We start from the raw sequence: 13,227 nt of genomic DNA, 5'->3' as shown, positions 1-13,227 counted from the left end.
CTTAATTATTAGAAGAGTTAATTAAAAGGAGGGACGACATGTATCGTTATGTCAGTTCACCGCAAGCGTCGAGATACATCGTGCCACCACCTCAACATCGTGAATTGTCGAGTGTCGATGTTCCTGAGTCTGAATTGGAGATGCGAGAAATTCTAAATAATTGGTTTGCCGATGGTTTGGCTCCCATTATTCAAAGTGATGACGATTACATTGCGGCAAGCGACCAAGTTCGATTTGAGAAACTTAGCCGCACGGTCGGCATGTTACTTAGGAACAAAGACTATTACTTTGCAACTAAGCGTATCCTATCTTTGTGGGAGCAAAATTGCCTTGAAACCACCTATGTTAATTACCTCATTCTACGCAGCGAAAGAGGTACTTCGTTAAGGTGATTAAACGCAGCCTGGATTCGCTGACCATGATTGCTTGTTTTGAGCGTTTATGATGACTCAAGTTTGCTAAGAAAGTAGGCAAACAAATAAGGGCAAGCTTTGAGGCTCCCCCTTAAGGTTCTTTCTTTACTTAACGTTACAGTTTTTACTGACCGTTATTTTTACCTAATTCTATACAGGTGCGACTTACACCCAACCATCAAATTTCAGTCGTTTTTGAATCCTCTCGACCGCTTCTTTCTGCATCTGTCTAACTCGCTCATTAGAGACATTCACATCCAACATTTGTCCAACCTCAGACAGTGTTTTCACCTTGTTGTCGAAGAAACCAAAACGGTGAATAAGAACCTTCTGCAATTTAGGTGGCAGTGTGTTTATGATCTGCTCTAGCGCATGTGTAAATGATTGGTCTTCACAGTCTTGTTGAGGATCGGGGATGTATTCACTTTCGCACTGTTCAAGTACAAGTGGTGCGTGGCTGATACCAACCGTCGTTGTTACGTCAATAAACCCGCTTAACGCAACCAGTTGATCGACACGTTCAGCTTTTACGCCTGAGCTATTCGATAATTCTGAGATCGAGATTTCTTTGCGCATTTTTTTGCTTACATCGAGCTTCTTTGATGCAAGGCTATTAATTTCTTTGCACACATGAGCAGGTAAGCGAACGGTACGACCTTTATTCATTAAGGCCGCTTCAATATTTTCGCGAATCCACCACACAGCATAAGTGGAAAAACGATAGCCGGGTTCTGGATCGTACTTATCGATGGCCTTGATTAAGCCAATATTCCCTTCTTCGATAAGGTCGAGCAGTGTGAAGTTGTTGCCTTTGCGTTTTAGATAACTTTTTGCGATTTTTACAACGAGGCGTAGATTCGATTCGATCATGATGTCACGTGCATGTTTGTCACCCGCACGATTCAACTTTGCGTAATACAATTCATCTTCACGCGATAACAGATCAATGCCCACGATATCCTTTAGATAGTGAGCGTAAGGTTCTGTAGCAGTAGTAAATGATTCTTTAATGGGAGTTTCATTCGTGAGCCCCTGAAACGCAGCAAAACTGTCATTGTTCATTTCCTTGTCCTTATCTAGCCGACTGAACGTTTTATTTATTTTATTATTATGTTACCAGGTGAATAACGCTTGGTTTCATTAAGTGTAGGTAACAGTTTCTTCTTTACCAATAAATAAAATGCAATTTCGTATGTTTATGTCACAAAAAATTCTACAAATATTTAACTGTTTTGCATCCCATCGAGTGTGACGGTTTTTTGTTCAAGACATGTATGTAGGAGGTCTATAAAGTGTTGCTATGTTTGAGCTTATCTAGATAAATACCATGAATTTATAGGCGTGGATTAGCTATATAATTGAGAGAGAAAATGATAAGGAAAATGACAAGAGTCGAGGTTCAATGTTTCCAAATACCTCAACTCCTTTGGCTACTAAGTTTCACCACGTAACTCTTAGTTCTATCGACTAATAAGTGCTGAGCACATCATCGATTTGTTGATTGATGATTTTTACTTCGCTGTAGATAACCGAAAGGTCGTCCGTTTGAGGTGCTAGTTTATTGGATGTGTTTTGCTCGACTCTTTCTAAGGCCGCTGTAGCTGTTTCTTCGCCGAAGCTGGCTAATATGCCTTTTAATGTATGTACGATAAAATGAAGCTTGCCCCAATCTTGTTGCTGTACCAGTTCTTGTATCTCTTCTAATGAATTGCCATGGTCTTCTTGATACACAGACAATACAGCGAAGATTATTTCTCTGTCATTATCTAAGTAGGCATTTAAGGCATCGATATCTAGCATATAGACTCCTGTTGGCTGTATGTTGAAAATGGGCTAGGCGGCTTACTCGAAAAACCAGATCTTAATGAATCACTAATCCATTGATTCCATTTTGGAGGAAGTTCTAACTGTAAAATTTCTCTTAAATAGTCGTCGCTAAGTTTTTCATCTATATGAGCTTTATGAACGGCATATATATAGTCAAGTTTGGCGGCAACTGAATATGGGTAACTGTGAATATAGTCTTTTAATTCCTGTATTGACCCAAAGCTTTCAATGTTTATACAAGTTGAAGGGTCGACATTTTGGGACTCAAGTTTGTGGTTTACTGCTTCTCCACGAGATTTTAGACATTCCACTGCTAAGTGATAAAGAGAGTACTCCCCAAAATGGACGAGCAGTGGTAATAGTTGAGCGAGCAAGTAAGTTGGTTGGCTGTGGAAATTATTCGCTAACAGCGTTGAAGCTCTAATCACTTTTTTGTGGGCAACCTGAGGGCTATTTTCGATGAGCAAGATACTGCTCTGAAACAGGGCAAGGCTGGCTAAAACCTGCTGCTGTTGTTTTACCGGAAGTTTCAGGTTTACTAATTCGGTGAATTGGTTGGCGTGCTCAAGCAAAATACGTTTGTACTTTAGTTGCGTCTCGCGCTGATAAGTCGCTTTTAATGAATTAAAGTGCGCACAAATGGAGTGAATGACATCAATGTCAGCAGCTGAAATATGGGTCGCATACATCTCACCTAACTTTATGATCATACGTGTGTTGTCTGCGTTCTCAGCCAAGTCAATCGCCCTGATTGCACGATGGCTGATACTTGGTGTCATCTCAAATGCACGAATCGCTAATTTCAGAGCAGGAAGCAGCATCTTATGTTTTTCGTAGATACAGCTTAAGCAATCAATGACGCTCAATGAGAGTGGCTGCGCGATCAGAAAGTTGTGGAGCTTATCTATGGCTAGATCCTGTTTGCCTAAACTGTCGAGAATCAGAGCTTCAGCAACCAGTTTTGTCGGGTGCATGTTGGTTTTCGAGTTGTTAATGATGCTAGAGAGCAATTGCCAATTCTTACCTGAAATTAAATGTTCAATCAGTGTCGCTTCGAATTGAACGCTAGTGCCATTAGGCGAGACCGCTAATGCTTGAGCCAATTTATCCTGACTGGTGATTGGATATAACTCGTTCAGTTGTGTCAGCTTCTTCGAGATGGACACAGCACTTTGGATCTTTTTACCTAACCTCTGAGTATGAATCGGTTTAGAAACGAAATGGTGTGCCTCGCCTGACAGGGCAGTTAATACCGTTTCTTGACGCATATCCCCAGAGAGTAAAATTGTCGCAACCGTATGGTCGATGAGCCTATTTCGATACAGAATTCCTAATAGTTCGAAACCAGTGAAGGATTGTTCTAAGTGGTAATCGATGAGGAGTACATGAAAAGAGTGAGTTTCGACCGCTTTAATTGCTTGTCGATAGTCGGTCGCAATAAAGATGCAATCATGTGCAATGCCCAAGCTCGAGAGTTGCTGCTTTATAAGAATAGTTGCACTCTTGGAGTCGTCGACAATTAAAACTCGTAGGTCAGGTGGTAAGGTCAAATCCATTTTCCTCAATACCAAATGTTATTTTTAATTTAGGCGTCAAGTTGCACATTGTCAAGGTGCCAATATCACAGACAAAAACTCAATAAACTATTGGTAATTAAGGAGTATTCGATAACATCTATGAAAGACTTCAAACGCAGGTTACTTTTACCTGATTTTCGTTGGGTTATACGTGTTTTAGAAATAAAAAAGAGGCAAGCCGATAAGCTTACCTCTCAGTTTAATTGTTCGATTTTTTATTCGAAATGTTGTTCTTTTCTTGAAGCTTTATTAAACAAAACTCTAGCGCTAATCACGCATATTTAGAATCAATACTGCAGCTAGAGCCAAGAACGCCGTCATCATTAAGAACACATCGTTGTAAGCCATAATAGCAGCGTCACGTTGCATTGTGCCAAGTAGGCTAGCTTGCGCTTGTTGCATCGCTGTCGCGGCATCACTGCCAGATTGGATAAAGAACGCTTGTTGATCTTTGAGCGTTTGCCAACCTAACTGACTCACTGAAGGTAGCGACTCTTTGATATGCGCCAAATGCTCGCGCGTCTTGTTATCTAGCAACGTAGCAATAATCGCGATACTAAATGCGCCCCCTAGGTTGCGCATTACGTTGGTTAAGGTCGAAGCGTCAGGTGTGTCCATTTTGCTGATGTTTTTCATCGCAACCAAAGACAGCGGAACCATAATAAATGGGCTACCGATAGCACGCAGAACCATAGACAAAATCAGCTGTTGGCCACCAAAATCGATTGTCATGTGCGTATTCACGTAACAACTGAAACCGAACATTGCGAAGCCAAAGGTCACCAAGTACTTAGGCTTAATGATTTGTGTTAGCTTGGGCACAATTGGGAATATCAGAAGTTGTGGGAAACCCATCCACATTAGCACTTCACCAATTTCCATCGCGTTATATTGCTGAATTTGAGTGAGATACATCGGCAGCACATAGATAGAGCCAAGCAACGCCATCCCCAAAATCAAATAGGCGATACAAGACATAGCAAATTGCCCATCCCGCAATAGCCGCAAGTTCACCAGTGGCTTTTTGTGTTGGAGTTCGTTTATCACGAAGTAAACCAAACTCACTGCAGACACAATACTTAGGCCAATGATAAAGCTCGAACTGAACCACTCTTCACGGTTACCTTCTTCTAGCACCACTTCCAAACAACCGAGCCCTAATGCCATGGTCGCGATACCAAACCAGTCCGCTTTTTTCAGCGTGCCAAGGTCGAGCTTTTCATCATCCAAGCCATATCGGATCATGGTGATCACGAGTAGAGCGGGTGGGATATTGATGTAGAAAATATAGTGCCACGAGAAGTTCTCGGTTAACCAACCACCAAACGTTGGGCCGATAGATGGAGCAAATGTCGCGGTTACCCCAAACAGTGCCATACCCACAGCACGTTTGTTAACAGGCAATAACTGAATCACTAACGAGAAAGCAAGCGGGATTAAAGCGCCACCACTGAAGCCTTGCATCGCCCGGAACACGATCATCGAGGTCATGTTCCAAGAGAACGAACATAACAAAGATGAAATGGTGAAAATGGCTGTCGTCCACGTGATATAACGGCGTTTACCGAGTGCTTTAGAAAGCCAACCACTGAGTGGAATAGCAATCATCTCTGCGACTAGATAAGACGTAGAGATCCACGAACTTTCATCTAAGGTGGCAGACAGCGCGCCTTGAATATCTTTGAGAGACGAGTTGGTGATTTGAATATCCAAAATCGCCATGAACGCACCAATCAAACCGCCAAATAGGGCGATCCAATGGCGTCTTGAAACTTTGTCGTTATCATTAGTGTGGGTGACAACACCAGCATTACTCATGATCTAGCCTCGTTTATCGATGGTCGCTACCACAGACAAACCAGGAAGCAATCTACCTTTCAATTCTTGCTGATCTGGAATAGTAATTTTCACCGGTACACGTTGAACGATTTTAGTAAAGTTACCTGTCGCGTTTTCTGGTGGCAGTAGCGCAAACTTGGCGCCAGTCGCAGGGGAGAAGCTGTCTACCACGCCTTCAAGTGGCTGACCCGGAAAGGCATCCAGTTCGACTTCTACCGTTTGGCCTTTGTGAATGCCGCTTAGCTGTGTTTCTTTGAAGTTAGCTTCAATCCATACTTGGTTGTTTGGAACCAAACTCATCAATGGCGCGCCTGCTTGAATCAGCAAGCCTTCACGGACGCTACGTTTACCAATCACGCCATCCGCTGGCGCGTAAACTTTGGTGTAATCAAGGTTAAGTTGTGCTTGATCTCTTTGTGCTTGAGCTTCAGTCACGGATGCGTTTGCTTGTTCGATTTCACTCGCAATCACGATTAGTTGATCATTACTTGCGACAAGGTTTGCTTTCGCTTCTTCAAGTTCTGCTTGGGTGACTTTTTGTTGTGCGACCATGCTGTCGACTTCATCTTGCGAAGCATAGTTACGCTTTAATAAGCTACGAGAACGTACCACTTGCTGAATAGCACGTTCGTATTCAGCTTGTGCGGAATCAACACGGCTCTCGGCTTGATTTATTTGGCTACGTTGTAACGTTTGTTGAGCGATAAGGTTGTGTACGCTTGATTGAACGACGCTTAAATGCGCATTCGCCTGAGCAAGTGCAGATTGGTAATCACGATCATCAATTTGAACCAACAAGTCACCTTGTTTAACCGATTGGTTATCACTCACGTAAGACTTAACAATATAACCTGACACCTTCGGGCTTATATTAGTGATGTCGCCTTGTAGGTAGGCATTGTCGGTAGATTCAAAGTATTGGCCATAGCCATACCAATATCCGGCACCAGCAAGACCTAATGACAGCATGATCGCAGTAGCAATAAGCGGAGCTTTTTTACGTTTTTTTGTGCTTACTGATTGCGAAGCGTTATTGTTCTCTGTCATTTTTTATTTCTCATTTTGTTTTTATTTAGATGTAACGAATTGTAAATGAATTCGATTGATTGATAAGATAGGAAAAAAGGGAAACACTGTTGCAAAAATCTTACTAATATAGCTTTGGGAGAAATACGATGGACTTAAATGCTGTGACTGTTTTTACACAAGTTGTTGATTGTGGGAGTTTCACGCACGCAGCTGAAGCATTGAACATGACCAAGTCGACCGTCAGCCGAAAGCTTGACGAGCTAGAGCAGCACCTAGGTGTGAGGTTGATCACTCGTTCGACACGAAGTTTAGTCTTAACTCCAGAGGGTGAGCGCTTTTATCAGTCGAGCATGCAGATGCAAGAGATCATGAACCAAGCTGAGTTAGAGGTTTCTGCCAATCAGGATTTGATCCGAGGGCAGTTGAATGTTGTGTTGCCTGTCGAATTGGGACATCAAGTATTAGCCACATACATCCACAGTTTCCTAAAAGAGCACCCAAACGTGACTTTGAACTTAGAACTGTCGAATCGAGAAGTTGACATCATTGCAGAGGGGATCGATCTTTACGCGCAAATTGGTGAGTTGGTGGATTCGAGCTTGGTTTCTCGCTACCTCACAACATCAAAGCGTGTATTGGTAGCTAGCCCTGAGTATTTAGAACAGTTTGGTGAAATTTCTTCACCCGATGATCTTAAACCGCCATTCAGAATGATTGAGGTCGTCAACAAGGCGGCGCGTCTACCTAAGTGGCATTTGCAATTAGAAGGCGGTGAGTCGATTTTGATCGATCTGCCGTGTCAGTTACGGGTGAATACCATCACGGCATGCCTAACAGCGTGTGTGGATGGGCTCGGCTTGGCGGTGCTTCCTGAATTCATTTGTCGGGAACACTTCAAGACAGGTAAGCTGATTCGTTTGTTACCTGAATATGAGATGCCAGAAGTTTCAGTAAGCCTAGTGTATGCAGACAGGCAGTTGATGCCGAAACGTAAAAAGGTCTTTATCGACTATCTACTGACTGCCTTTCAAAATAGGAAGCAAAAGTAACGGGGAAAACCTTAGCGGTTAAGTGCTTAAGCTTCCTATTATTCGTTTTGTCTAAACCGTATCGAAGCTAACTATGATTGGGCTGCCAGTCGACGACTTGTCCATTCGCTAATATAGCTTTGACCGATAGGGCAGCAATATCGATACCGTTGTGACGAAATGACTTGTCGGAGAAGTTCGCTATGATTTTACTCCCGTCACTGAACTCAGTTTGTTGAACGTCTCCGCTTTTGTCTAACCAGTCGAAATCGACCAACTGTTTATCCCATAACTGCTCGTGCATCGGTTCAAAGCCATCTTGATAGTGTTTCAATGCTTTGATTCTCGTGCTTGAACTTGATAAAGCTTCATCTCTGGTCAAGTGAACCATCGGTGGTGTGTTGTACAACATGGCGGTTAAGTCTCTTTCTGCTTGTACATTAGTGAACTTAAGGCTGTCTGAGTGCCAATGGTGCGTATTGATTACTTCATCATGGAAAACGGCTTGGTAAAGCGGAATTCGATATTGAGGCGAAAACAGCAATGACTTGTAGGGGTCTTTGACCTTAGCTGACTTGAAGAAAAAGTCAGGTTTATGGTCTGGATACCAACGACCCAAGTAATAAGGTGATTGTAGGTCTTCTTTCATCTCTTTGTCTGACCAACCAAAGCCGACTGTTTCTAAGCCGTGTGCAAAAGCGATGCCTTTTGTCGTCAGGCTATTACCATCTTCAGAACCAAGCACCAAATCGGGTTGATCGCTTAACCACTGCATTCGGTTATTGAAGGCAGAAAGCATATCCGTCTCACTGCTATTATCGCTGTAGTCCTCACGCGCCATCGCAGTCGCATCAACATCTAGGAACAGGCTATTGAAGTGACCAAAACGCATGATGTCTACGGCGCGCTGTTTTACATAATCCAAATGGCAATTCGGGTTCAAGTAAAAACCGTTTCCTCGAAACCCTTTTTTTAGGCTGCCATCCGCCATTTCAATCGCACAACTTTCACGCATCGGTTTTGGTAATTGGGCGGTTAGCCAGTTGTCATTGAGCTTTGCAGGAATGGCTGTGTTGTAGGAGTCATAGGTTCCAACCAGATAACCAGATTGCTTAGCCAGTTCTACTGCATTCGGTTGGTAGAATGCTGGCATCCAGTTATCGAAGCCTAACCAAAGCTTGTTTAATCCTGCTTTGTTCAGATTGTTGACCATGCCTGATGACAAGGCTTGCCCCCAAGTATCCGGATCATTGAGATAAGAGGACGCATGCTTAATCAACCAGCTTTTCTTGCGCTGAGCTGCGGTGTGTTGAGCTTTAATGGTGGTATAAGTAAGTGTTGGCGTTGCAACAGGATACAAGCTTTGTAATGAATGGTTAATAGAGTCCAACAACAGTTGTTTATGATACTGGCTAAACCAATCTTTGCCTTTAGACAGAGGGGATAACTCTCGCTTCGCTTCACTTGAAATGTTTAATTGAGAGTCCTCTAGATACCAAGCGTTTAATCCCCACCAGTCGCTCACATCTTGGATACTTAAAGGGTCTTTACCAAACAAGTAGACGTGGCTTGCGCCAATCAGCTTATTCACATCTGGGTTACGCTTTTGCTTTTCAACAAGCGATTCAGAGAGACCATTCTCAATACGCCAATCGCGATAGTGTTTGGCGCCATCTAACCAAGAGTCTCCAAGTGTTATCCGAACCGTAAAAGGCTGTGATTGATTCAGCGTTGTAAATTGGTGTGAAGCGCTCATATCAATCTTGGTCTTCTCATCAGAGGACGTATCCGACGATGCATCAGAAAAGAACAATTGGTTGTTTGTCGGGTTAATCAACTGATAACTGATGAATTGATCATTCTGTTGTACCGTCCAAAATGGCATTTTTAAGTCTTGAGTGGTGTTACTTCCGGAATGGTTGTCGACTAAGTAATCGGCCCATTGCTTGTTGTTGGTCGGTACGCGCATCCCCTCACTAAAGGGCAGAAATAGAGTCTGAGTTTGTTGTTCTGCTAGGTCAAACCAAACGAGTTCAATGGGTTGGTTTCGTTTTACTTGTGTGTTTTCAGGTAAGGTGAATTGGACAAGAAGATTATGTTCCTTCAACTCAGCTTCAACATTGATTCCACTCGGCATGAGTGTCCAAGATGCCTTGGTTTTTGAGTCTATGACTAGGTGAGTAACTTTTTGAGGTTGACGATCAACGGTCAAAGCAGTGCTATTAACACTTAAGCCATTCCAATCTATCGCTAATGTTTTTGTTGAAATCGACACTATGTGACTAGCGTTACTGTTACTGACGTGGCTTTTGCTGGTAAGAGTGACTTGATTATCTTGTGCGTTTGCCGAGAGCGCACAAGTCGTGAATAGAGCTGCAATAGCAAAAGACGTAAAATTAAGTTGATGACGAACGTTGACCATATCTAGATTCCGTAAAGGGTAAGTACGGTCATTACACCCAAATCGCGTTGGTATTTTGTCACCTATATGTCTCTATTTTTTCCCTTAGGTGTTTAATGCCATTGTATAGCGAGCTTAACTTAGAAAGGCATCGCGACACGCTGTACATATTGGATTTCAATCGCACCTTGGTATTCAAACATTTCAACCGATGCACTCAAGTGTTTAGCTTCAGATCCGGTTGGGCTTTCTGTAGGAAGAGATGCTTGCGTTGTTTTGATTGGCACCTTGAAGCCTAGCATATCGTAGTTTTCGTCAAACCACTGCCAACTGACATTGACGTCTGGGCAGCTGTCGATTATCTCAGGCGGTGTTACCACAATGTGAGGGTCGTTGAGTTTGCTTTCGAGTGTTAGCCACCGCTTGTTGTCGTCTAAAGCAACAATAATAGGGTAGTTGTTCGAACCTATCGTTAACTGATAAACCCCCGATTCCGGTTTGATGAACATCTCACTGGTTTCAATCTCTTGATATTGGACATCAGTGTAGAGTTGTCCGTCGATAACCACTTTTCCTTCTGGTGAAATCAAAGAGATGCTTCGTATTTGATCTTCTACTGCTTCATTCAACTGCTCTGCAGACACTTTAATCTGATAGCCTTGTGATGAAAGACCGTGGCGCTTGATGAAGCTGACTTGAATGTGGTTGTTGGGTGTAGCACTTTGTTCAAGAGTACTTCCACATTGAGTCCGACTCAGGATTTCTTGTTTAACGGGTAGCCAAAGCTGACTATTAAGCTCTGCCTGATCAAGCGCGATTTGCAGTTCTTGCCATGCCACTTGCGGTTGATCATCAAGCAGTGATTGATAGGTGTGTTGCAATGGCGTGTCTGTAAACCAAGCCGCATTGCACGCAAAGGGCAATGTGCAGAACAGTGCTGTTAGAGAGCTTACTTTCATTGTGATTCCCCAGCCAAACGATAACCAACTCCACGATGCGTTTCTAGTTTCAGCGTTGGTAGCTTTTGACGTAAACGCAGTATGTGGTTATCAACGGTTCTTGTGCTTGGGAAGGCTTGATAACCCCAAATTTTATTGAGCAACTCATCTCGATGAAACACACGACTTTGGTTCTGAACAAACAGTACCAATAGCTGAAACTCTTTAGGTTTCAACGTGATTGGACTTTCAGCCAGATAAGCTATCCGTTCCGACAATTTGATTTGGATATTTGCGTAATCTAAGTGGCTAACACCTAACGGGCGAAGCTGCGTAATGACTCTAGCAAGCAATTCATCGTTCGAAAATGGCTTAGTCACGTAATCTTTGGCACCTGCCATTAAACCTTCAACACGTTGTTGAACTTCAACTTTGGCGGTCAACACAATTACAGGAAGGGCTTTGATCAGTAACCAATTAGGTAAGTGTCGCAAGCTGTCGCCGTCTTCAAGTTGTCGATCAAGCACCACGAGATCGGCTCGTAACCACAGCTTACTGGCACTCTGAGCATCTTGCACCCAAAGGCATTGATAACCATTGGACTCAAAGAAGCTGACGAGGCCTTGCCCAAGCAGTTGGTCGTCTTCAATCAGCAGTAGGGTGTTCATAAGCGATTTCCAAAATACATCGGGTTGGATTACGGAGAATGATGAGACGGCCATTCGCTTGTTTCATCAAGTGTTCGACAATAGTCAGGCCAATGCCCATGTTGTCTTGTCTGTGATTGATATTCGGTGTTGCTCGAGATACAAACCGTTGCAGAAAAGAAGGGAAGTGACCTTCGTCTTGCACCTCAATCCTGAGCTTATCAGCGAGTTCTACCTTGACCAAAACCTCACCTATACCATGCTGTTTAGCGTTCTTAATCAAGTTATCTAAGCAGATGGTTAGCCAGTAATACGGTAGGTTAAGTTCAGCATCACTTGAATCACATTGATACTCGATATTGTGCTTTTCACATACATGATCGAGCCACTCTTCTAAGGATGCGTTCTGCTTTAATAAAGGCTCCGACTGATCCGCACTTAGATACACTTTACTGTTTTCAGTGAGCTGAGAGAGCCGTTGATAGTCGGATATTAAACGCCAAACCGCATTTTGAGTTTCATCAGAAAAGTCATCGTAGCGGTTTCTGAACATTTCGACGGTTAAGCCAAGGCTAGTAATTGGCGTGCGCAGTTCATGAGTAAGAAGCTGTAAAACGAACTGCCTCTCTTTTCGTTGTTTTGTTCTTAGGTACAAGACTCTGCCGAGCCCGGATAACAATGTAAACAGCAATGTAAAGATCAACGTTTTCATGATCAGGTTGTCGTTGCTCGACTCGCTCAGGCACAGGTTACTGTAATGAAAAGAACAGCTTTCGCCTGACAAGGTCACTTCTTGTTGCTCGGCGATAGGCTTCCAAACTTCCGGTGGAATCGCTTTCCAACCTTGTTCGCCACTCAACCAAAGCACATCACCTTGTTGCCAAGCGCGGTATCCATTGAGCAGTGCTTCTCTGCCTTGCGTGGTTAAGTTTTTTAGCTTGGAAAATAACGGATGCAAAGGATTGCTGATACTCAAAAAAGGATGAATCTGTTCACTGTTTTTTGGGTAACGAGCAACATAACGATCAGCGAAGCTACCACCTGCAGGGTGCCGTTTTGAGTGTGCCGCGAACCAGATTGAATCCAAGGGTTGTTGTTGACACACAGCGAGTTCGAATTCGATGGCATCGTTCAAAGAAGGGTTGGAGCGTTCAATCGCTTGACAGTGATCTTGTATCGAGGCGAGTGCGGCGATGTCTTCCCAACTGAATTTGTTGAAATCCGGGTAGCGGCTGCTTTCCTGAAGAAGTGCTTTCGGATACTGGGTTAACTCTTTCTGAGAAACTGAGATAGGAGACGATTGCCAGCTCAATTGATACAGAGTTTGCCACTTGTCTTGCAAACTTTGGGCATTGGCTAGTGTAGGGAGCCAAAAGGTTAAGCAAAGAGCCAATGTAAACCTGTGCATCCAATCATTCTCGTTAAAAGTCGTGGGGAGAGTCTAAAGAGTTTTGGATGCGATTTGTAACCTGAATGTCAACAAGTGTTCTTTTAACAACAAATTGTCGAGTGGGTCATGCTTTTAAAT

Annotated in this window: 11 protein-coding genes; 2 read left to right on the top strand and 9 right to left on the bottom strand. The window is 43.2% G+C overall.

The window, feature by feature from the left end; all coding sequences use genetic code 11:
* Positions 1-38 precede the first annotated feature (38 nt).
* Positions 39-392, top strand: coding sequence for a hypothetical protein (locus tag ACED25_RS01530; RefSeq protein WP_371694477.1), 354 nt, complete (start codon positions 39-41; stop codon positions 390-392).
* 186 nt (positions 393-578) lie between these two features.
* Here the strand turns inward: ACED25_RS01530 and ACED25_RS01525 are convergent, their stop codons facing one another.
* The 5 genes from ACED25_RS01525 to ACED25_RS01505 all read right to left on the bottom strand — a co-directional run bounded on the left by ACED25_RS01525 (position 579) and on the right by ACED25_RS01505 (position 6,703).
* Positions 579-1,475: an RNA polymerase sigma factor RpoD/SigA gene (locus tag ACED25_RS01525; protein ID WP_371694476.1), complete on the bottom strand. Its 897-nt coding sequence runs from the start codon at positions 1,473-1,475 to the stop codon at positions 579-581.
* A gap of 405 nt (positions 1,476-1,880) precedes the next feature.
* Complete coding sequence (locus ACED25_RS01520; RefSeq protein WP_009844988.1) at positions 1,881-2,213, bottom strand: Hpt domain-containing protein; 333 nt, start codon at positions 2,211-2,213, stop codon at positions 1,881-1,883.
* Entirely contained in the window at positions 2,207-3,796 is a 1,590-nt protein-coding gene (locus ACED25_RS01515) for a response regulator (RefSeq protein ID WP_371694475.1), read from the bottom strand. Before ACED25_RS01515 ends, ACED25_RS01520 begins: the two co-directional genes overlap by 7 nt.
* Positions 3,797-4,084: 288 nt before the next feature.
* The gene (locus ACED25_RS01510; RefSeq protein WP_371694474.1) at positions 4,085-5,635 is read right to left on the bottom strand and encodes a DHA2 family efflux MFS transporter permease subunit; all 1,551 of its coding nucleotides are present in this window, start codon (positions 5,633-5,635) and stop codon (positions 4,085-4,087) included.
* 3 nt (positions 5,636-5,638) lie between these two features.
* Positions 5,639-6,703 (bottom strand): HlyD family secretion protein, encoded by a 1,065-nt coding sequence (locus ACED25_RS01505; RefSeq protein WP_009844998.1) that lies wholly within the window; start codon positions 6,701-6,703, stop codon positions 5,639-5,641.
* 128 nt (positions 6,704-6,831) lie between these two features.
* On the opposite strand from ACED25_RS01505, the gene ACED25_RS01500 reads away from it, so the two are divergent.
* Positions 6,832-7,734 (top strand): LysR family transcriptional regulator, encoded by a 903-nt coding sequence (locus ACED25_RS01500; protein WP_017092646.1) that lies wholly within the window; start codon positions 6,832-6,834, stop codon positions 7,732-7,734.
* Positions 7,735-7,801: 67 nt separating this feature from the next.
* Here the strand turns inward: ACED25_RS01500 and ACED25_RS01495 are convergent, their stop codons facing one another.
* From ACED25_RS01495 to ACED25_RS01480, 4 genes are all read right to left on the bottom strand, one after another.
* A complete protein-coding gene (locus ACED25_RS01495; protein ID WP_371694473.1) occupies positions 7,802-10,135 on the bottom strand; it encodes a glycoside hydrolase in 2,334 nt (777 codons plus the stop codon).
* A gap of 119 nt (positions 10,136-10,254) precedes the next feature.
* Positions 10,255-11,073, bottom strand: a complete 819-nt coding sequence (locus ACED25_RS01490) for a DUF2861 family protein (protein ID WP_371694472.1) — start codon at positions 11,071-11,073, stop codon at positions 10,255-10,257.
* Complete coding sequence (locus ACED25_RS01485) at positions 11,070-11,720, bottom strand: response regulator transcription factor (RefSeq protein WP_135384297.1); 651 nt, start codon at positions 11,718-11,720, stop codon at positions 11,070-11,072. The genes ACED25_RS01490 and ACED25_RS01485 overlap by 4 nt, the downstream gene beginning before the upstream one ends.
* A complete protein-coding gene (locus tag ACED25_RS01480; RefSeq protein ID WP_371694471.1) occupies positions 11,698-13,107 on the bottom strand; it encodes a DUF3404 domain-containing protein in 1,410 nt (469 codons plus the stop codon). Before ACED25_RS01480 ends, ACED25_RS01485 begins: the two co-directional genes overlap by 23 nt.
* Positions 13,108-13,227: the final 120 nt, after the last annotated feature.

The organism is Vibrio sp. 1F263 (assembly GCF_041439035.1).
Lineage (GTDB): Bacteria > Pseudomonadota > Gammaproteobacteria > Enterobacterales > Vibrionaceae > Vibrio > Vibrio tasmaniensis_A.
This window is presented reverse-complemented; position numbering and strand designations above follow the sequence as displayed.